The organism is Sphaerisporangium sp. NPDC049003, assembly GCF_043197795.1.
Lineage (GTDB): Bacteria > Actinomycetota > Actinomycetes > Streptosporangiales > Streptosporangiaceae > Sphaerisporangium.
This window is the reverse complement of sequence record NZ_JBICTU010000062.1, coordinates 1-19760: the sequence shown is the minus strand read 5'-3', so window position 1 is coordinate 19760 and position 19760 is coordinate 1. Positions and strand designations below refer to the sequence as shown.

16 protein-coding genes and 1 riboswitch are annotated in these 19760 nt (G+C 69.4%); of the genes, 9 read left to right on the top strand and 7 right to left on the bottom strand.

The genetic code is table 11. The features are described from left to right. Positions 1-340: 340 nt before the first annotated feature. Together ACGFIV_RS35830 and mgrA are read left to right on the top strand one after the other, a co-directional pair. Complete coding sequence (locus tag ACGFIV_RS35830) at positions 341-2425, top strand: S9 family peptidase (protein ID WP_358559733.1); 2085 nt, start codon at positions 341-343, stop codon at positions 2423-2425. After that, positions 2422-3429: an L-glyceraldehyde 3-phosphate reductase gene (mgrA, locus tag ACGFIV_RS35825; RefSeq protein WP_358559731.1), complete on the top strand. Its 1008-nt coding sequence runs from the start codon at positions 2422-2424 to the stop codon at positions 3427-3429. Before ACGFIV_RS35830 ends, mgrA begins: the two co-directional genes overlap by 4 nt. A gap of 14 nt (positions 3430-3443) precedes the next feature. Here mgrA and ACGFIV_RS35820 read toward each other — a convergent pair whose 3' ends face one another. After that, positions 3444-5795, bottom strand: coding sequence for a YbhN family protein (locus ACGFIV_RS35820; protein WP_392839489.1), 2352 nt, complete (start codon positions 5793-5795; stop codon positions 3444-3446). Positions 5796-6544: 749 nt separating this feature from the next. On the opposite strand from ACGFIV_RS35820, the gene ACGFIV_RS35815 reads away from it, so the two are divergent. Beyond that, entirely contained in the window at positions 6545-8557 is a 2013-nt protein-coding gene (locus ACGFIV_RS35815) for a molybdopterin-dependent oxidoreductase (RefSeq protein WP_392839487.1), read from the top strand. A 26-nt stretch (positions 8558-8583) separates the two neighbouring features. On the opposite strand, the gene ACGFIV_RS35810 is transcribed toward ACGFIV_RS35815, so the two are convergent. Then, entirely contained in the window at positions 8584-9033 is a 450-nt protein-coding gene (locus ACGFIV_RS35810) for a GNAT family N-acetyltransferase (protein WP_358559725.1), read from the bottom strand. 149 nt (positions 9034-9182) lie between these two features. On the opposite strand from ACGFIV_RS35810, the gene ACGFIV_RS35805 reads away from it, so the two are divergent. Further along, positions 9183-9635: a hypothetical protein gene (locus ACGFIV_RS35805; RefSeq protein ID WP_392839485.1), complete on the top strand. Its 453-nt coding sequence runs from the start codon at positions 9183-9185 to the stop codon at positions 9633-9635. A 124-nt stretch (positions 9636-9759) separates the two neighbouring features. Here the strand turns inward: ACGFIV_RS35805 and ACGFIV_RS35800 are convergent, their stop codons facing one another. Together ACGFIV_RS35800 and ACGFIV_RS35795 are read right to left on the bottom strand one after the other, a co-directional pair. Further along, complete coding sequence (locus ACGFIV_RS35800) at positions 9760-10125, bottom strand: VOC family protein (protein ID WP_358559721.1); 366 nt, start codon at positions 10123-10125, stop codon at positions 9760-9762. Positions 10126-10188: 63 nt separating this feature from the next. Further along, the gene (locus ACGFIV_RS35795; protein ID WP_358559719.1) at positions 10189-10440 is read right to left on the bottom strand and encodes a hypothetical protein; all 252 of its coding nucleotides are present in this window, start codon (positions 10438-10440) and stop codon (positions 10189-10191) included. 6 nt (positions 10441-10446) lie between these two features. After that, positions 10447-10515: riboswitch (guanidine-III (ykkC-III) riboswitch) on the bottom strand. A gap of 189 nt (positions 10516-10704) precedes the next feature. Here ACGFIV_RS35795 and ACGFIV_RS35790 point away from each other — a divergent pair. The 5 genes from ACGFIV_RS35790 (at position 10705) to ACGFIV_RS35770 (ending at position 15826) form a co-directional block, all read left to right on the top strand. Further along, complete coding sequence (locus ACGFIV_RS35790) at positions 10705-11256, top strand: RNA polymerase sigma factor (RefSeq protein ID WP_358559717.1); 552 nt, start codon at positions 10705-10707, stop codon at positions 11254-11256. Beyond that, on the top strand, positions 11253-11942 hold the full coding sequence (locus ACGFIV_RS35785) for a hypothetical protein (protein ID WP_358559715.1): 690 nt from the start codon (positions 11253-11255) through the stop codon (positions 11940-11942). Before ACGFIV_RS35790 ends, ACGFIV_RS35785 begins: the two co-directional genes overlap by 4 nt. A 160-nt stretch (positions 11943-12102) precedes the next feature. Continuing rightward, positions 12103-13506, top strand: coding sequence for a hypothetical protein (locus ACGFIV_RS35780; protein ID WP_358560672.1), 1404 nt, complete (start codon positions 12103-12105; stop codon positions 13504-13506). Positions 13507-13650: 144 nt separating this feature from the next. Further along, positions 13651-15474: an acyl-CoA dehydrogenase gene (locus ACGFIV_RS35775; RefSeq protein WP_392839481.1), complete on the top strand. Its 1824-nt coding sequence runs from the start codon at positions 13651-13653 to the stop codon at positions 15472-15474. A gap of 130 nt (positions 15475-15604) precedes the next feature. Beyond that, positions 15605-15826: a DUF6458 family protein gene (locus ACGFIV_RS35770; protein WP_358560675.1), complete on the top strand. Its 222-nt coding sequence runs from the start codon at positions 15605-15607 to the stop codon at positions 15824-15826. Between the two features lie 123 nt (positions 15827-15949). Here ACGFIV_RS35770 and ACGFIV_RS35765 read toward each other — a convergent pair whose 3' ends face one another. The 3 genes from ACGFIV_RS35765 to ACGFIV_RS35755 all read right to left on the bottom strand — a co-directional run bounded on the left by ACGFIV_RS35765 (position 15950) and on the right by ACGFIV_RS35755 (position 19445). After that, positions 15950-16243: a Dabb family protein gene (locus tag ACGFIV_RS35765; protein WP_392839479.1), complete on the bottom strand. Its 294-nt coding sequence runs from the start codon at positions 16241-16243 to the stop codon at positions 15950-15952. Positions 16244-16326: 83 nt separating this feature from the next. Continuing rightward, on the bottom strand, positions 16327-18909 hold the full coding sequence (locus tag ACGFIV_RS35760; protein ID WP_358560680.1) for a peptidase domain-containing ABC transporter: 2583 nt from the start codon (positions 18907-18909) through the stop codon (positions 16327-16329). 8 nt (positions 18910-18917) lie between these two features. Continuing rightward, entirely contained in the window at positions 18918-19445 is a 528-nt protein-coding gene (locus ACGFIV_RS35755; RefSeq protein ID WP_358560683.1) for a hypothetical protein, read from the bottom strand. Positions 19446-19760 lie beyond the last annotated feature (315 nt).

Sequence of the window (19760 nt, the reverse complement as noted above, 5' to 3'; positions counted from 1 at the left end):
CGTTTAACCGGGAGCAAACCGCGCCTTTCCAGGCACTTGACTTCCAGCCACCCGAACCCGCTAGGATTCAGACCACCCTGTCTCCAGGGCAACCCCTCTAACTTACCGGATGAGACCGGGTAGTGCAAGTCCCAATCTCAGATCTTCGAAGCTCGTGGGGTATCCGCTTCACCACAGGCACGTGCCCACGCCAGATCGCCGAGGCGAAGGTTTGGGGTTGTGCCGGGCGATGCCGACAACAGAAGATTAGCAGCCTTCGCGGGCACCGGAGCACAGTCGGCATTCACAGGCCCGCGTCACGCCAGTTGGGCCGCCAAGTCCGAGCCATAGACTCGGCGATGTGAGCAGCGACACGCCTCCCGTGGCGAAGAAGGTTCCGGCCGAACGCACTCATCACGGCGACACCGTGATCGACGACTACGCCTGGCTGGCCGACAAGGACAACCCGGACACGGTCTCCTACCTTGAGGCGGAGAACGCCTTCACCCAGGGCGAGACCGAACACCTTGAAGACCTCCGAGAGTCGATCTTCCAGGAGATCAAGGGCCGCACCCTGGAGACCGATCTCTCCGTCCCCACACGTAAGGGCGGCTGGTGGTACTACTCCCGCACCGAGGAGGGCAAGCAGTACGGCATCCAGTGCCGCCTCCTGGCGACGGGTGACACTCCTCCCGAGCTCAAGCCGGGAGTGCCGCTCGAAGGCGAGCGGGTCCTGCTAGACGGCAACGAGCTGGCCGGCGACAGCCCGTTCTTCGCCATCGGCACCTCGTCCATCAGCTCGGACGGCACCACCCTCGCCTACTCCACCGACTTCAGCGGCAACGAGCGCTTCACGCTGCGGTTCAAGTACCTCGAAAGCGGCGAGATCCTGCCCGACGAGATCCCGGGCATCTTCTACGGCGGCGCCTGGTCGGCCGACGGCTCCGCGTTCTTCTACACGACCGTCGACGAGGCGTGGCGCCCGTACCGCGTCTACCGCCACATCATCGGCACGGCCGCCGACGAGGACGTGCTGGTCTACGAGGAGACCGACGAGCGGTTCTGGGTCGGCATCGGGCTCACCCGCAGCGAGCGCTACCTCGTCCTCGGCGCCGGAAGCAAGATCACCAGCGAGGCGCGCATCCTCGACGCCGACTACCCCACCGGGGAGTTCACCGTCGTGCGGCCCCGCCAGACCGGCGTCGAGTACTCCATCGACCACGCGGGCGACCGCTTCCTGGTCCTGCACAACGAGGGCGCCGAGAACTTCGAGCTGGCCACCGCGCCCATCGACGACCCCGCCGCCTGGACGCCGTTGATCCCGCACCGCGAGGACACCCGGCTGCTCGACGTCGAGGCGTTCTCCGATCACGTGGTCGTCCACTTCCGCCGTGACGGCCTCACCGGCATCCGTGTGCTGCCGTCGGACGACGAGCCGTACGAGATCTCGTTCCCCGAGCCCATCCACACCGCCGAGCCCGCGGGCAACCCGGAGTTCCACACCGGCAGGCTGCGGCTGGCGTACGCCTCGATGGTGACGCCGCCCTCGGTGTACGACTACGACCTCAGCAACCGCGAGCTCATCCTGCTGAAGCGTCGGCCGGTGCTCGGCGGGTACGAGCCCGGCGACTACGAGCAGTTCCGCGAGTGGGCGGTCGCCGACGACGGCACGAGGATCCCGATCTCCATCGTCGTGAAGAAGGGCACGGAGCGGCCCGCGCCGACGGTCCTGTACGGCTACGGCAGCTACGAGGCCTCGATCGATCCCTCGTTCTCCGTGGCACGGCTCAGCCTGCTCGACCGTGGCCTGGTCTTCGCGATCGCGCACGTCAGAGGTGGCGGCGAGATGGGCAGGCGGTGGTACGAGGAGGGCAAGCTCACCCGCAAGAAGAACACCTTCAGCGACTTCGTGGCCGCGGCCCGGCATCTGAAGGAGTCGGGGTGGTCGAGCGACATCGTCGCCAGGGGCGGTTCCGCCGGCGGCCTGCTGATGGGCGCGGTGACCAACCTGGCGCCCGAGGCGTTCGCGGGCGTGGTGGCCGAGGTCCCCTTCGTGGACGCGCTCAACACGATCCTCGACCCGTCGCTGCCGCTGACGGTCATCGAGTGGGACGAGTGGGGCGACCCGCTGCACAACGCCGACGTCTACGAGTACATGAAGTCGTACACGCCCTACGAGAACGTCGATGACCGGATATATCCCCCGATCCTCGCGATCACCAGCCTCAACGACACCCGAGTGCTGTACCACGAGCCCGCGAAGTGGATCGCCCGGCTCCGCGCCACCGCAGGCGGTGGGCCCTTCCTCCTGAAGACGGAGATGGGCGCCGGTCACGGGGGCAGGAGCGGCCGGTACGACGCGTGGCGCGAGGAGGCGTTCACCCTGTCGTGGATCCTCGACCGGGTCGGCGCGGGAAAGACCGAAGACACAGGAGAGACGACATGACGTACTCGGCATCCGACGACCGCTACGAGAGGCAGCCTTACAACCGCACCGGCAGGAGCGGGCTCAAGCTGCCCGCAGTGTCGCTCGGGCTGTGGCACAACTTCGGCGACGACAAGCCGATCGACACCCAGAGGGCCACGCTTCGCCGGGCCTTCGACCTGGGCGTGACCCACTTCGACCTCGCCAACAACTACGGCCCGCCGGCCGGTTCCGCCGAGACGAACTTCGGTCAGATCTTCGCCCAGGACTTCCGGCCGTACCGCGACGAGCTGATCATCTCCACCAAGGCCGGGTACGACATGTGGCCCGGCCCGTACGGCGAGTGGGGCTCCCGCAAGTACGTCCTGGCGAGCCTCGACCAGTCGCTGTCGCGCATGGGGCTCGACTACGTCGACATCTTCTACAGCCACCGGCCGGACCCCGAGACCCCGCTCGAAGAGACGATGGGCGCGCTCGACACCGCCGTACGGTCCGGCCGTGCCCTGTACGCGGGCATCTCCAACTACACGCCCGAGCAGACCAGGGAGGCGGCCAGGATCCTGCGGGAGATGGGCACGCCGCTGCTCATCCACCAGCCGCGCTACTCGATGTTCGACCGCTGGGTCGAGGACGGGCTGCTCGACGTCCTTGAGGACGAGGGCGTCGGCTGCATCCCGTTCTCACCGCTGGCGCAGGGCGTGCTGACCGACAGGTACCTCAAGGGCGTACCGGAGGACTCCCGCGCGGCCAAGGAGCGGTTCCTGCGGCCGAGCCAGCTCACCGACGAGGTGCTCCAGCGGGTCCGCTCTCTGAACGAGATCGCCTCCGGCCGTGGCCAGTCGCTCGCGCAGATGGCCCTGGCGTGGGTACTGCGCGACTCGCGGATCACCTCGGTGCTGATCGGCGCCAGCGGCGTCAAGCAGCTTGAGGACAACGTCGCGGCCGTGGACAAGCTCGGCTTCTCGTCCGACGAGCTCGCCGCGATCGAGAAGGAGATCGCGCAGCCGGGCACGCCGATCGTCTAGCCCGTCGCGAGGGCCTAGAGGGCGTTGCGCCGCTGGAGCCAGGCGAAGGACGCCCATCCGGGCAGCACCGGCAGCCAGAAGGTCAGCAGCCGGAACAGCAGCACGGCCGAGGTGGCGACCGTACCCGGGAGTCCCGAGAGCGTCAGGCCGAGCGAGAGGGAGGCCTCGACCGCGCCCAGCCCGCCAGGGGTGGGCGCGGCGGAGCCGATGGCGTTGCCCGCCAGGAACACCACGGCCACGGCGGCGAAGCTCAGCGAGCCGCCGAAGGCGCGCACGCAGGCGTCCAGGCAGACCACGAAGGCGAGCGTCAGCAGGAGCGTGCCGCTGAAGCCTTCGAGGATCTTGCGGGGCGACTGCAGCACGTCGAGCAGCCTTGGGATCACCCCGGAGAACAGCGGGCGGATCCGAGCGGTGATCATGCGCCGGAGTTGCGGCACGGCGAGCACGACCAGCACGAGCACCGCCCCCGAGAGCAGGCCGATGACCAGGCCCCGGGACGGGCTCACCGACGGGGCCGCCTTGGTGCCCGTGGCGTACCCGAACAACAGCAGCAGCAGGATGTGGGATCCCAGCCCGACGAGTTGCGAGGCCCCCACGCTGGCCACGGCGAGCCCGGGTGAGATGCCGCGCTTTTGCAGGTAGCGGGAGTTGATGGCCACGCCGCTGACCGCGGCCGGCGCCACCAGCTTGACGAAGGAGCCCGCGAACTGCGCGAGCACCGTGCGCCCCAGGGGCAGTTTCTCGGGGACGAAGCCCCGGAGCATCAGCGCGGCGGCGACGTAGCTCATGCCGGCCGCGGCGAGCGCGATGCCGCCCCAGCCCCATTTCGCCGACGTGACGACCTCGACGAGGTTGACCCTGCTGAGCTGGGAGAGCAGGAAGTACGCGGCGAGCGCGCTGGCGATGATCGTGACGAGCGTTCGGGGCTGGAACCGTTCCAGCCGTATCTCCTCGACCTCGACCTGCGGGGTGAGGGCGAGGATGTTCTCGCGGAGCGCGGGGAGCAGTTCCTTGTCCCTGCTGACCTCGGCGCGGGTGCCCCTGGTCAGGGCGATGCGCTGCAGGAGCGGCAGCGCGCCCGCGAGCGCCTGCTTGGGGATCACCTTTGACGCGCACATGACCGAGCGCTCGGGGCCGACCCGCAGCGCGATGTAGGTGAGCAGTTGGGCGACGTCCAGGCGCAGCAGCAGGTCGCCCGCCGCGATCTCGCCGCTGCGGGCGTCCATCAGCACCACGTCGCCGCCGGTGCCGATGTGGATGCTGTCCCCGGTGAGACGGCGGTGGGCGAGGCGCTGGGCTTGGAGCAGCTCCACCTGCTTCCAGATCTTGATGAGGAGCTCGTCGTCCAGCTCCTCGTCCGGGACGTCCTCGATCGCCCGGGTCTCCAGGTGCTCGTACGCCAGCAGCGCGGCGTCCGTGCCGATCTCGCTGGTGCCCACCAGGCACGGGGTGTTCACCCCTGCGGCCTGGGCGGCGTACGCCATCAGGGCCTCGCGCTCCAGCTCGGCGCGGAGCGAGCGGATGGCCCGGCGCCGGGTCTCCGAGTTGAGCCGGATCCGCCGCCAGAGCCGGTAGAGGACCCCGGCGACCTGCCGGTCCCTGTCGAGCACGGTGACGTCGTAAAGGCGCTCGTCGGACATCGTCACGGCGTAACGGCGGCTGCCCTGGGCGTCGTCGGGGATGCGACGCGCCTTGGCCGGTACGAACCCCAGGCGGCGGAGCGCGGCGATGACGGTGCCGCCGGGCGGCCGGGTGTTGGGGCTGCCGACGACGTACAGGGTGGCGTACCCGACGGCCAGGCCGACGAGGTAGGTGACGAAGACGCCGAGCGCGGTGGCCTCGGCACCGGTGAACAGGGCGAAGACGTCGAGGGCGATCGCCATCCACATCAGGGCCCGCCAGGTCGGGCGACGGGAGATGCGGACGGCGGTGACGTAGGCGACGACCGAGGTGAGCAGGGTGTTGAGCGGCTCGACCTGGCGTCCCCCGGTGAGCAGCTGGCGCAGGTCGTCCGGTCCGGCCGCGGCGAGCCACTCGCCGAGTACGAACGAGACGAGCATCCCGATGATCGCGGCGATGAGGCCCTCGGCGACGCGCAGCCCGTCGCGGTGGAACACCCGCTCGACGGCGAAGGCGGCCGGGACGGCGAGAACGGCCGTGCCCGCGAGGAAGCTCGCCACCCCGATCAGCAGATCGGGCGCCCGGCTCGTACCGTCGGTGACGTCGGCCTCCAGGCCGTTCAGCGTCTGCTTGGCGACGAGGGCCAGCAGGACGACCGCGGTGAGGGCGAGCAGGCTGGCGAGGAAGCGCAGCGCGTCCGACGGCCGGCGGATGCGCTGGGGCAGCAGCGGCTCGACGACCAGCACGACAGGCTCAGTGAGCTTGGCGGAAGCCCCACCGGGCTCGGAAGGGTCGGTCTCCGCGAGGCCGGCGGAATCCCCGGACGGCTCGGAAAGGTCCTCCGTGTCCGAGAGACCGGGAGAAGTCCCGGAGGGCTCGGAAAGGTCGGTGTCCGAGAGACCGGGAGAAGTCCCGGACGGCTCGGAAAGGTCCTCCGTGTCCGAGCGACCGATAGAAGTCCCGGAGGGTTGGGAAGGGTCCGTGGAGGCGGTGGGGACCGGGGAGCCGCCGTCGGCCGAGGGGGTGGCGACCGAGGCGGGAACCGACCTGGTTTCCGGGCTCTCGGAGGTCATAGGAGGTCCGGCCACGGAGATTTCTCCCCCCGCGGCCTCCTGTGCCTCGTCGCGTTCCCTTATGTCGGTCACCGCCGGCGTCTGCGCACGTCTCGGGTCATATGATCTTTCCCTAAGCTCTGTTCATCAGTGATGGCGCGGAGCCGACCACGCTCGGGCGACCTGTCTCGGCACTCGCCTTCCCCCGGCGCGGGCCTCGAACGTCGCCGGCGAACTGGTGCACCCCGGCCATTCGCTGACACTCTACGGCGCGCTCGCCACACAGGGATCAGATGGACGGGACGTGATCCATGGTGCCGGTACGGGCGGCGGGCGCGCATCGTCCGTAAGTATGGACTGGTGAGTCGCCCCAGGTGGCAGGTGGGTCGTCACCCGCTCGGACACCATCGCACGGTCACGAGGCGCCCATGTAGCGTTGACGCATGACCCGTGCGCTGAAGGTTCTGGGTGCCTGCCCGCTGGACTGCCCGGACACCTGCTCGTGGGTGGTGACGGTCGAGGACGGCGAGGCCGTGGGCCTCCGAGGCAACCGTGATCATCCCTATACCCGTGGCGCCCTGTGCGTGAAGGTCAATCGTTATCTGGAGCACACCAAGGCCGCCGATCGGATCCTTCACCCGATGCGCCGGGTCGGGCCGAAGGGGTCGGGCCGGTTCGAGCGCATCACCTGGGACGAGGCTCTCGACGAGATCGCGAGGCGCCTGACCGCCATCATCGACGAGTTCGGCGGCGAGGCCATCTGGCCGTACCAGGGCACCGGGACGCTGGGCTACATCCAGGGCGAGTCTGGAGATGCCGGGCGGCGCCTGTGGAACGCGCTGGGCGCGTCGAAACACGATCTGAACATCTGCGCCAGGGCCGGCAACACCGGGCTGAGGCACACGAACGGGACGCCGGGCGGCATGGACCCCGAGACGTTCGCCCTGTCGAAGCTGGTCCTGCTCTGGGGCACGAACACCCTGACCAGCGGTCACCATCTGTGGAAGTTCATCCAGGAGGCTCGGGCCGGTGGGGCCCACGTGGTCGCCATCGACCCCATCAGGACCCGTACCGCCGACCAGGCCGACGAGCACCTGGCGATCAGGCCGGGCACCGACGCCGCCCTGGCCCTCGCGCTGATGCACGTGGTGCTCGACGAGGGCGCCGAGGACCGGGACTACCTGGAGAACCACACCACGGGCTGGGAGGACTTCGAGCGAGAAATCCGGAAATATCCCCCGAGGGTGGCGGCGGAGATCACCGGGATCCCCGAGAAGGACATCCGTGCCCTCGGCGTACGCCTGGCGCACACGCGTCCGACCGGGATCCGGGCCACGATGGGCATCCAGCGCCACCAGGGCGGCGGCACGGCCATGCGCGTCATCTCCTGCATCCCCGGCGTGACCGGTGACTGGAAGCACCCCGGGGGAGGCGTCGCGTACTCCACCAGCGGCCACGTCCCCATCCAGGCGGACACCCGGCCCGACCTGCTCGGCAAGCCGGTACGTACGCTGACGATGACCCGGCTCGCCGAAGGCCTTGCGGACACAGCGAAGCCCGTCAAGTGCCTGTGGGTCTACGCCGCCAACCCGATGGGCAGCACGTCCGACCAGAACCGCGTCCGCAGGGGGCTGCTCAGGGACGACCTGTTCACGGTGGTGATGGAGCAGTTCCCCACCGACACGGTGGACTACGCCGACATCGTGCTCCCGGCGACCATGCAGTTCGAGCACACCGACCTGCACCACGGATACGGCCACATGTATCTGGTCTGGAACGAGCCCGCGGTCCCCCCGGCCGGCGAGTGCCTGTCCACGACGGAGACCTTCCGCAGGGTGGCCCGCCGCCTGGGGCTGACCGAGCCCGCCCTCTACGACTCCGACCTGGAGATCGCCGAGCAGCTCCTGTCCGGGGGGCACCCGGCGCTGGACGGCATCACGGTCGAGCGCCTGCGCGAGGAGGGATGGGCCCGGCTCAACTATCCGGCCCCGTTCGTGCCTTTCACCGAGGGGTTCCCCACGGCGTCCGGCAAGCTGGAGTTCGTCCCTGAGAACCAGGGGTACGTCCCGCCCTTCTCGGCGCGCGTGGACGGGCCGTACAAGCTGGCGCTCATCACTCCGGCGGCCCACACGTTCCTCAACACGGTGTTCGGGAACAACCCCGAGCTGGCGCGCCGCGCCGGCGGGCCGAAGATCCTCGTGAACGAGAAGGACGCCGCGGGCCGGGGCCTGAGCGACGGGCAGCGCGTCCGCGTGTTCAACGACAACGGCGAGATGACCGCGGAGCTGGAGATCAGCGACAGGATCGCCCCCGGGGTCGTCGCGACGACCAAGGGCAACTGGCCGAAGTTCAGCGGTGGGGCCAACGTCAACGTCCTGGTCGACGAGCGCGACGCCGACATGGGCAGGGGCCCCGTCTACCACGACAACCTCGTGGAGATCGCGCCCCTGGTGTGATCGCGTCGGAGGTCCGGTGTGGGGCGTCAGAGGCTCAGCTTGAAGCCCACGTGGGAGTCGACGAAGCCGAGCGAGGTGTAGAAGCGGTGGGCGTCGGCGCGGGCCTTGTCGCTGGTGAGCTGCACCATGCGGCAGCCCCGCTCCCGTGCACGGTCGACCGCCCACGCCATCATCGCGCGGCCCAGTCCCCGCCCTCGCATGGAGGCGCCCACCCGTACGGCCTCGATCAGGGCCCGCTCGCCGCCCCTGCGGGACAACCCCGGGATGAACGTGAGCTGCATCGTGCCCACGACCTCGCCGTCCGCTTCGGCCACGACCAGCTCCTGCCGGGGATCGGCGTCGATGGCCTCGAAGGCGGCCAGGTAGACCTCGTCCGACGGGTCGCCCTCCCTCGCCGCGGCGATCGGGTCGTCGGCGAGCATGGCCACGATCAGGGGCACGTCTTCCCGGCGAGCGGGACGAAAGATCACAGACATGCCCAAAGAGTATCGATGCCCTCCTGACGTGGACTCCGATACGCGGAGGCCACGCCGACCCTGTGCTGATCCCGGATGCGGCAACCCGGGGAACAACCAGGGTTGTCCCCCGATGTGCCAACCCCGTGACACAGGGCAATCTGGTGGACATGAACGAACTGACTCGACGCGACGAGATGTCGCTCGCCGGCGCGGCCCTGCGGGGCGCGCCCTGGAAGGCCGCGGCGATCACCGGTGGGGCGAGCGCGGCGATCAGCTATGTCATGGGAGTCGTCCTCCCAGGGCCCGCCGATCTGACTTGGGCGCTCTGCCTGGGCATCAGCATCTTCAGCCTGGTGGCCTCCGTCGGCGCCGTCGGCAAGCCCAACGTGGGAGACCGCGTCACCCGCCAGGCCAGGCTCTGGTCGCTGCGCCACCCGTGGAGGTTCGCCCTCTACCCGGGCGTCCTCGCCGCCGTCGTGATGTATCCCGTCCAGCTCGTCTTCGACCAGGAAGGCGTGTTCGGCGCCGCCTGGGACGCGCTGTGGGGCGGCGCGCTGGTGTACCTGATCGCGGCCATCCTCACCCTGTCCCTCAGGGGAAGGGCCCAGTCGGCCAAGTAGCACCCCCAAGGGCGCAACCGGCCCGGTGACCTTCGCGCGCGACTTCTCCGGGTGTCGCGTCACACTCCGCCTCCCGGGTGACGTTCCCCGGGAGGCGCCGCGTTTTCCGAGGAGCCCTACAAGATCAGCTCGCGGCGTCGCGCTCGGCCTGGCTCCGGCACACGCAGAACTCGTTGCCCTCGGGATCGAGCAGGGTGACCCAGCCCGAGCCATCGGGGTTGCGGTGGTCCTCGTACCGCTTGGCACCGAGCCCGACGAGCCGCTCGACCTCCTCGTCGCGGGTGCCGTCCCCCTGTGCCGTCACGTCGAAGTGGACGCGGTTCTTGGTCGTCCTGCCCTCGGGAACCCGGATGAACAGCAGATGGGGCTCGCTCGGGGCCATGAGCATGACCTCGTCGTCGTCCTTCTCCGTCGCCTCGTGGAAGGGCCAGCCGGTGGCCTCGTGCCACCACTGCGCGAGCTCGTACGGCTGGGCGCAGTCAACGGTCACTGTGTGAATGCCAATCATGCGCACAGCCAAGCGCAACACCGGTAAAACCGTCAAGCCGGTTTCCTAGTGCTCGGCGGCCGGATCTCTCCCGGTCAGCACGCGCGCCAGGCTCACCGCCGACACGATGGCCCATACGCCTTCGAGGAGCAGGAACCCCCAGTTGCGGTCCTCCAGCGCCACCCAGGTGAGCACCGCCGAACCGGCGAGGTTCAGCGCGAGGTAGACCTTGGATTCGGAGTTCACGACCTTCGACTGCGCGAGCAGGAAGGCGGAGAGAATGATGATCGCGCCGGCGATCTGGATGATTTGAGTCATGGTGTGCGCGCGTCGTCTTCGCTGGGCCGGGTACGACGCACTACTCGTCCGGGAGATCCCCGTACGGGGCCTCTGCCCAGGAACCTAGCAAACTTCACTCCTCCGATCCGCTCTTGGTGAGACATCTCACCGCCCTGCCTGGACGACGCGGACAACTTTCTTATGGGAATCCTGAAACGCTTCTGGATATCCGGACATGTGTGGCTGACGACCAGCCCTCCCCGGAAGGCTGAGGGAACAGTCCCCCATCGGAAGGACGGCGGCGTGGGACCTCCAGACCCCCGGCAGCGCTTCGAGGAGATCTACAAGGCCCACTACGCGGACCTCCTCGCCTACCTCCGGCGGCGCACGGACTCGCCCGACGACGCGGCGGACGCGATCTCCGAGACGTTCACGACGGCCTGGCGCCGCGTCGGCGACATCCCCGAGGGGGAGCAGGCCCGGCTCTGGCTGTACGGCGTGGCACGGAACGTCCTCGCCAACCAGCGCCGCGGCGACTCGCGGCGGACCGCCCTCGCCGTACGGCTCCGCGCGGAGCTGGCGGCCTGGGACGAGTCCACTCCGCGCCAGGACACCGGTGTGATCCGGGAGGCGTTCCAGCGGCTCAGCCCCGACGACCGGGAGCTGTTGTCGCTGGTGAGCTGGGAAGGCCTGGACACCGCGGAGATCGCGACCGTTCTGGGCTGCTCACGCGGGGCCGTCCGCCTGCGCCTGCACCGTGCCCGGAAACGCCTCGCCAGGGAACTGGACACCGCCGATCTCGACCTCGCCCGCTACGGCCCGCGCGCCGTCGCACTGTTGAAGGGGCACCCGTGAACACCGACATCGACGGCCTGGTCGCCTCGATCGCCCCCGACCCGGGCCCCGGCATGACCCCAGGCGCACGCGACCTGCTTCAGGAGATCACCGTGGCAACAGCGGTCGAGCCCGTCGCCGTGCCGGTGACCCCGTCCGCGACCGTTTCCCTTCGCCGGTTCCTGGCCGTGGCCGCCGTGGCCGTGCTCACCGTCGCGATCCCTATGGTGTGGGGTGGCGCGTCGGCCGCCTACGCGGTCGCGAGGAATCCCGACGGCACGATCACCGTGACGATCTACGAACTGCAGGATCCGGAAGGATTGCAGGCCGAGCTGATCGCCCAGGGAATCCCCGCCGACGTTACGTATTCACCACCGGGCGAACAGTGCGCGCCGGGCCGTTTCACCAGCGTGGACTGGGCGTACAGCTCACCCGATCCCCGCACGATGACCAGAAGGGAACGCGCCGAGTTCGAGCGACTGGAGCACTGGCGGTCCCGCGACGTCACCCAACCGATCTCCATGAGCAGGTTCAAGATCTCTCCGCGCTTCATCCGGCCGGGGGAGACCTTGGTGATGGAGTTCAGCCTGGGGGGCAAGGGTTCCAGTTACCGGTGGTCTCTCGGAAGCTGGCTGGCCGCGCCGGGGAGCGAGATAGCCCCCTGCACGCTGGTGAGACTTCCCTCCGGGGCGAAGGGCGTGCGGTAACCCCTCTCAGCGCACGGCGCCGGATTCGGCTCCCGCCGGCCTCTTGGTGGTGAAGGCTCTCGCCTGACCCTTACCGCGCCCCCCGCTGCCCGCATCTGATCACACATGGCTGTTGTTTCAGGACCCTCAGTGATGTCGCTCATCGATGATTGGATTCGCCGTGCTCACTCGTGTTCCCCTGTCGCGCACCGCCCTGCCGGCGCGGATACGAGGAGCGGTCGGCGCCCATCGGCTGTTCGTGACGGTCCTGGCTCTCGCGGCGGGGCTGCGGGTGGTGACGATGCTGGGGTTTCGGCCGGCCCAGTTGTACTGGTACGACTCGTTCACCTATCTCGACGTGGCAGCGCACTTACGGCCGTCCCTCGGGTTCCATCCGAGCGGTTATCCCCTGCTGCTGTGGCTGCTGCGGCCGTTCCACAGCGTCGCCGTGGTGGTGGGGGTGCAGCACGCCATGGGACTCGGCATCGGGGTGATGAGCTACGCGGTGCTGCGCCGCCGGTCGCTGCCCGCCTGGGGCGCGTCGCTCGCGGCGGTGCCCATCCTGTTCGACGCGTCGTTCCTCCGGCTGGAGACCGGTGTCCTGTCCGACACGATGTTCATCTTCCTCGTCGCCGCCGCGCTCACGGTCCTGCTCTGGTCGCCCCGGCCGTCGGCCACGGCCTGCGCCGCCGCCGGCGTACTGCTGGCGCTCGCCACGCTCACCCGTACGATCGCGCTTCCCCTTCTCGTGCTCGTGGTGCTCTACCTGGCCGTACGGCGCGCCGGCCCGCGCGGGCCGGCGGCCGTCGCCATCGCGGCAGCTCTGCCGCTCGTCGCGTACGCCGGCTGGAACGCCCAGGTCAACGGGAAGTTCGCCCTGACCGGCGGGGAAGGGGCCGTGCTGTGGGCGCGGACGATGACGTTCGCCGACTGCGCCGTGATCAGACCGCCGCGCGCGGAGGCCGCGCTCTGCCCGAACGAGGCGCACCAGGACGCGGCGTCGGAGTACGTCTGGGACCCGGACGCCTCGCTCAACCGGCTGCCCGGTGGCCGTGAAGGCAACAACGACCTGGCCCGCTCCTTCGCGCTGCGCGCCATCGTGGCCCAGCCGCTCGATTACCTGGCCGAAGTGGCCCGCGACACCACGCTGACCTTCGCCTGGACGCCCGTACGGCATCCGGAGAGGACGACGCCCGCCTTCGGCTTCGCGCGGGGACAGTGGGGGCTGCCGGACTACCCCCTCGTCCAGAAGGTGCGCCAGGAGTACGACCCGAGCGTGCGCGGTCTGCGCTCCGTGGATCCCTACGCGGGCTTCCTCATCGCCTACCAGTACCCGGCGTACCTGCGCGGCCCGGTGATCGCGGCGATCCTGCTGCTCGGCGGGCTCGGCGCGGTGGTCGGGCGGCGCTCGGCGGCGCTGCCCTGGGGCGTGGCGATGGTCCTGCTGGTGGGCCCGGTGGCCGTGCTCGACTTCGACCACCGGTACGTCCTTCCGGTGATCCCCGTGGCCTGCCTGGCGGGCGCTCTGGGGGCGGCGGATCTGGCCGCCGCCGTACGCCGGCTCCGGAGCCGATCGCCTGCGTAGCCGGGAGCTTACGTACCGGTTGTTTAGTGGTGAATGCCACGTTGACACCGTTTTTTAGGGGTTACTCACGGGTAGCATAGGAGGGTAAGGTTACTGACGAGTACGTTATGAAGCCGCGTGCCTGGTTCGAGGAGACGCACAACCATGGGCCACTACAAGAGCAACGTCCGCGACCTGGAGTTCAACCTCTTCGAGGTGTTCGGCCGCAGCGAGATCCTGGGAACCGGACGGTTCGCCGATGTGGACGAGGACACCGTGCGAAGTGTCCTTGACGAGGTCAACCGCCTCGCCACCGGCGTGCTCGCCGACTCCTTCGAAGAGGGCGATCGGACCCCGCCGGTCTTCGACCCCGCCACCAGCACGGTGACGATGCCGCCCAGGTTCAAGAAGTCCTTCGAGACCTTCCGGGACGCGGGCTGGACCAACCTCGACCTTCCGGAGGAGCTTGGCGGCCCCGGCCTGCCGCGCAGCGTGACCTGGGCGGCGGCCGAGATGATCCTCGGCTCCAACCCCGCCATCTGGATGTACGCGAGCGGCCCCGCCTTCTCTCACGTGCTGCACGTCATCGGCACCGAGGAGCAGAAGCGGTTCGCCGAGCACGCCATCGAGCGGCAGTGGGGCGCCACGATGGTCCTCACCGAGCCGGACGCCGGCTCGGACGTCGGCGCCGGCCGGACGAAGGCCGTCGAGCAGCCCGACGGCACCTGGCACATCGAGGGCGTCAAGCGCTTCATCACCAGCGCCGAGCACGACATGGCCGACAACATCTTCCACCTGGTGCTCGCCCGCCCCGAGGGCGCGGGTCCCGGCACCAAGGGCCTGTCGATGTTCCTCGTGCCGAAGTACGACGTGGACCTCGAGACCGGTGAGCTCGGCGAGCGCAACGGCGTCTACGTGACCAACGTCGAGCACAAGATGGGCCTCAAGGCCTCCACGACCTGCGAGCTCACCTTCGGCGAGAAGCACCCCGCCGTGGGCACGCTCATCGGCGGAGTACACGAGGGCATCAGGCAGATGTTCATGATCATCGAGCACGCCCGCATGATGGTCGGCACCAAGGCGATCGCCACCCTGTCCACCGGCTACCTCAACGCTCTGGCGTACGCCAAGGAGCGCAAGCAGGGCGCGGACCTCACCCAGATGGCCGACAAGGCCGCCCCGCGCGTGACCATCACCCACCACCCGGACGTACGCCGCGAGCTCATGCTCCAGAAGGCGTACGCCGAGGGCATGCGCGCGCTGGTCCTCCACACGGCGACCTTCCAGGACACGGCGCAGATCGCCGAGTTCGAGGGCACCAGGGACACGGCCGCGGAGGCGATGAACGACCTGCTGCTCCCGCTGGTCAAGGGCGTCGGCTCCGAGCGGTCGTACGAGATGCTGGCCCGCTCGCTGCAGACGCTGGGCGGTTCCGGCTACCTCCAGGACTACCCGATCGAGCAGTACATCCGGGACGCCAAGATCGACTCGCTCTACGAGGGCACCACGGCGATCCAGGGCCAGGACCTGTTCTTCCGCAAGGTCCTGCGCAACCAGGGCGCCGCGCTCGGTGCCCTGCTCGCCGACGTCAAGGCCTTCGCCGCCTCCGAGGCCGGCAACGGCAGGCTCAAGGAGGAGCGCAAGCTGCTCGACGGGGCCGCCGACGACATCAAGGCGATGGCCGACACCATGGCCGGCTGGGCGATCGGGTCCCTGGAGAACCCGAAAGAGGTCTACAAGGTCGGCCTCAACACCACCAGGTTCCTGCTGAGCCTGGGCGACCTCGTGATCGGCTGGCTGCTCCTCCGCCAGGCCGAGGTGGCGCTCAAGGCCCTCGGCGACTCGGACCGCGACAAGGCGTTCTACACGGGCAAGGTGGCCGCGGCCTCCTTCTTCACGCAGACCGTCCTGCCGCGCCTCTCCGCCGAGCGCCACACCCTCGCCGCCACCGACCAGACCCTGATGGACCTCCCCGAGGACGCTTTCTGATCCACGGCTCACTCTGGCGGTACGTCGCTCCCGCGCGCTCGCCGGATAAATCGGTAGTGTGAGCGCTCGCGGCTGGGTATTACCCTGCCGCGAGACGCTCTTTACCTGAACATCGAGCCCGGAGGTCTACATGGGGGTAGGGGTCAGCATCTTCTTCCTGACCATCGGGGCGATCTTGAAGTTCGCGATCGAGCCCGACGTTCTCGGCGACAGCGTGCACATCGACGTCATCGGTGTGATCTTCATGATCGTCGGCGCCGTCGGGCTGCTGCTGAGCTTCTTCCTGATGTCCAGACGCGGCCAGACCTCCGACACCGAGCTCCAGCACCGCGAGAACCCGCCAAGCGTCTGAGCCGCCCACGGCGCACAGCCCATCACCGCTCACCGCGCGCGGCCCATCACCGCTCACCACATCACCGCTCGCGGCCTCTCCGGCCGCGTCGCGGTCCGGTCGCGTCGTGATCGCCGCCGGCTGCTAGATCACGTACTGCGCAGCGGCCCGGTCGGCGAGGATCGGCCTGATGGTGTCCGCTATCAGGGCACGGTGCACGGGGTGGTCGCGATAGGCGACGTAGTCCTCCTCGGAGTCGAAGTCGGCCACGACCGCGAACTCGTAGTTGCCAGGACTGATGCCCGCATCGCCGCCGATCTCATAGCGACGGATCTCAGGGATCACCCCCGGCAGTTCCCTGAGGCCTGCCTCCACGGTGGCCTTCTGCTCCTCCGTGGCCCCAGCGACCCAGGTGAACAGCACAACATGCCGGAACATGATCTCTCCTTAACTCGCCCGAGCCGCCAGCGTACGGCCCAGCCCATGACACCGGATCAGTGCCCCTCCGAACCGCCACGACGTCAGCGTTCGGGGCGGTCGCCGTCTCGCGGAGGGCGGTGCGCCCTGGGGTAGGCGGTCACGGTGGTGTCGGTGTCGGCCGGGTCGGGTGGGCGGTGGGACAGGGGCTGGGTCCTGTCGGGGTCCACGCGGGCCCGGCGCCTGGCCAGGGGGACGGTCCGATTGTGTTCCTCGTGCCGCGCGGGAACGCCTCGCTGGAGCTCCGGCGGCGGTGGGGTGCCCACGGTCTGGGGGACGCCCATGGACTGGAGGACGCTGAGGGCCGTGGGGACTCCCACGGTCTGGTGGGCGCTGTCGGTCCGGCGGGCGCCGTCCATCGCGCGGACGCCGTGGGGCTGGCGGGCATGGTCGGTCGCGTGAGGGATGTCGAGCTGGTTGGCGTCGTCTGGCTGACGGGCGTTGTTGGCCTGGTGTGCGTTCTCGGTCTGCTGAGCTTTGTCGGGCTGCTGGGTTTTGTCGGTCTGGGCGGCTACCAGGGAGGCGTAGCGGCCTCCCAAGGCGAGCAGTTCGTCGTGGGTGCCGCGTTCGACGATGTGGCCTCCGTCGACCACCAGGATCAGATCCGCGTCGCGGATCGTGCTCAGCCGGTGGGCGATGACGATCCTGGTCTGGGTGAGCTGCGCGAGGTGACCCTCGATGGCCGCCTCGCTCTCGCTGTCGAGGTTGCTGGTGGCCTCGTCGAGCAGGAGGATCTTCGGCCGGGAGAGCAGCGCGCGGGCGAGCGCCAGCCGCTGCTTCTGGCCACCCGAGAGGCCGGCGCCCTCGGTGAGCATGGTCTCGTACCCCATGGCCATCTGCCTGATCTCGTCGTCGAGACGCGCGATCCGGGCCGCCTCGGTGATCCGGCCGAGCGACGCCATCGGGTCGTTGAGGGCGATGTTCTCCCTGATGGTGCCGGTGAAGAGTGACGGGTCCTGGGTGACCACCCCGAACTGGCGCCGCAGTGTGCGGAGGTTCAGCTCGTTCACCGGCACCCCGTCGAACCGGATCTCGCCGGTGGTGGGGGTGTGCAGGGCCAGCAGCAACCGGGCCAGCGTGCTCTTGCCCGACCCCGAAGATCCGACCAGTGCCACCTTCTGACCGGGCGCGATCTTCAGCGAGATGTCCTGGAGCGTCCAGGGTGCCCTCGGGTCGTACCGGAAGCCGACGTTTCGCAGCTCCACCGCGCCGCGAAGGCGCAGGACCTCGATACCCTCGGCCGGTTCCGGCTCGGAGGAGAGGATGTCGGAGAGCCGGTCGAAGTGGGCGCCGGCCTGCTGGAGGCTCTGCAGGCTGGACATCAGCGACGACAGCGGGGTGAGCGCCGCGACCGCGATGGCGTTCAGCGCGAGCAGCGCGCCGAGGGTGAGGTCCCCGTCGAGCACCCGCCAGGCTCCGATCCACAGCAGGCCGAGGGGCGCCAGGATCCGGATGGCGCCGAGGGTCGCCTCCAGCAGGCCCTGCGTGATCCCACCCCGTACGTCCGCGTTGAGCTGGGTGGTGAAGTTCCTGGACCACTGCTCCACCGCGTGGTCCTCGGCCCCGGACGCCTTCAGGGTCTCGATGCCGCCGATGGCCTGGATCAGGTGGGTCTGCGTCGCGGAGAACGCGGTCAGCTCCTGCTGGGCGAGGTAGTTGACCCGGCGGGTGGTCGCCAGCAGCAGGATGATCTGCAGGAGGGCGATGCCGACCAGGCACGCGCCGAACAGCGGATCCCGTACGAAGACCAGGATCAGGTAGCCGATGGCGAGCGGCCCGTCGAGGAGGGCGGAGAGGATCTGCCCGGTGAGCATGTCCCTGAGCACCGCGACGCTACTCGCCCTGGTGACCAGGTCTCCCGTGCCTCGCAGCGCGAAATAGCGATAGGGCAGAGCGACCAGATGGGAGACCACGCCCCGGGTCAGCTCGGCGTCGGCGCTCGCCCTCACCGACACCAGGAGCACCGACCGCAGGGCCCCGACCACGAACTGCGTCAGCGTGGCCAGCAGCAACCCACCGCCGAGCAGGCTGAGGAACGTGTCGGCTCCCATGGGAAGCACCTGGTCCACCAGCACCTGAGAGAACAGCGGCAGCGCCAGCCCGAGCACCTGCAGCAGGAGAGAGGCGAACACGACCTGTGCCAGGAGGCCCCGCCGGCGCATGACGAGGGTCTTGAGGAACTGACGCCGCCAGGTGCTCGCCGCGCTGGAACTGCCCCGGTGGAACATCGGGCCCGGTTCGAACGCCATCAGGACACCGGTGAAGCCGTTGTTGAACTCCTCGGCCGTGAGCCTGCGCCGCCCGGGTCCGGGGTCGATGATGTCCACCCGCTCGGGCGTCCAGCGTTCGACCACCACGAAGTGGTTGAACTCCCAGTGCACGATGGCGGGCATGGGGATCCGGGCGAGGTCCTCGGGTTCGAGGGAGAACGCCTTGGCCGTGAGCCCCGACTCGCGGGCGCCCGACACGATGGCCAGAGCGCTGAGCCCGTCCCTGCCGATCTGGAGCCGGTCGGTGATCTCGTGGAGCGAGACGCGGCGCCCGTGGTATGACAGCACCATGGCCAGGCACGCCGCCCCGCACTCGGTGATCGAGTTCTGCAGGACGACCGGCACGCGCCTTCTCATCACGCCGATCACGAGTGGCCTCCCAGCAGGAGGGTTCCGGCCGTGACGGTTCCGCTGGTGATCACGGCCTCGCCGGTCCGGCCGACGAGTCTGCGGGCCTCGGTGCCGAACGCGATGCAGGACAGCACGGCCAGGCGGGCGGGCCCCTTCGCCGTGCCGAATCGCTTCTTGAGCTCGTCCACGCCGATGACGGGGCCGCCCGGGTCGGCGACGCGACAGTCAAGCGGCCTCGCTTCGCCCGCCAGCCGTACCGTCGTCTCGTCATGCACGCGAGGCAGGGCATGGTCCTGCGGCACCTGGGCCGTCACGTCGAAGCGCGGCGTGGGGTCGGCCTTGTACCGGGTGACCGTCACCTGGACGGTCACGAGGTTGGGCACCTGTATGAGTGTGAGGCCCGCCACGGCGACGCAGAGCAGTGCTACCAACGCCCAGAGCAGTACGAACCACGCCCTGCGGATGATCAGGGGTTTGCTCGTCCGCGTCGACGGATCGCTGTACCGGCGCAGCGCCTCCTCGCGGAAGATCGGGCGGTTCACCTGGCGCCCCGGCCGCTCAGTATGGGAATCATGTCTCAATCGCCTCGCTCGCCGGATCCGTCGCGGGATCGCCTGCCGAGGACGAAGCTAGGCGCGTCTACTTGGAACCCACTTGCCGCTTGATGTGAGTGCCCTTGGTACGGCCTCTGACCTGCGTGGACTGGGCGGGGAAGCGGCCTCACATGGTGGTGGGGGGGGGGGGGGGCCGCCCCCCCCCCCCCCCGCGGGGGCCCCCCCCCCCCCCCCACCAAAAAAAAACCCCCGGCGCCGCCCCGCGCGCCATCGCCCCCCGGGCGGGGGGCTAGCCCCCCCCCA

Excerpts from the sequence above, each read along its gene's own strand:
- mgrA (WP_358559731.1), top strand. The coding sequence starts at position 2,422 with ATGACGTACTCGGCATCCGACGACCGCTACGAGAGGCAGCCTTACAAC.
- ACGFIV_RS35815 (WP_392839487.1), top strand. The coding sequence starts at position 6,545 with ATGACCCGTGCGCTGAAGGTTCTGGGTGCCTGCCCGCTGGACTGCCCG.
- ACGFIV_RS35810 (WP_358559725.1), bottom strand. The coding sequence starts at position 9,033 with ATGTCTGTGATCTTTCGTCCCGCTCGCCGGGAAGACGTGCCCCTGATC.
- ACGFIV_RS35805 (WP_392839485.1), top strand. The coding sequence starts at position 9,183 with ATGAACGAACTGACTCGACGCGACGAGATGTCGCTCGCCGGCGCGGCC.
- ACGFIV_RS35795 (WP_358559719.1), bottom strand. The coding sequence starts at position 10,440 with ATGACTCAAATCATCCAGATCGCCGGCGCGATCATCATTCTCTCCGCC.
- ACGFIV_RS35775 (WP_392839481.1), top strand. The coding sequence starts at position 13,651 with ATGGGCCACTACAAGAGCAACGTCCGCGACCTGGAGTTCAACCTCTTC.
- ACGFIV_RS35770 (WP_358560675.1), top strand. The coding sequence starts at position 15,605 with ATGGGGGTAGGGGTCAGCATCTTCTTCCTGACCATCGGGGCGATCTTG.
- ACGFIV_RS35765 (WP_392839479.1), bottom strand. The coding sequence starts at position 16,243 with ATGTTCCGGCATGTTGTGCTGTTCACCTGGGTCGCTGGGGCCACGGAG.
- ACGFIV_RS35760 (WP_358560680.1), bottom strand. The coding sequence starts at position 18,909 with ATGAGAAGGCGCGTGCCGGTCGTCCTGCAGAACTCGATCACCGAGTGC.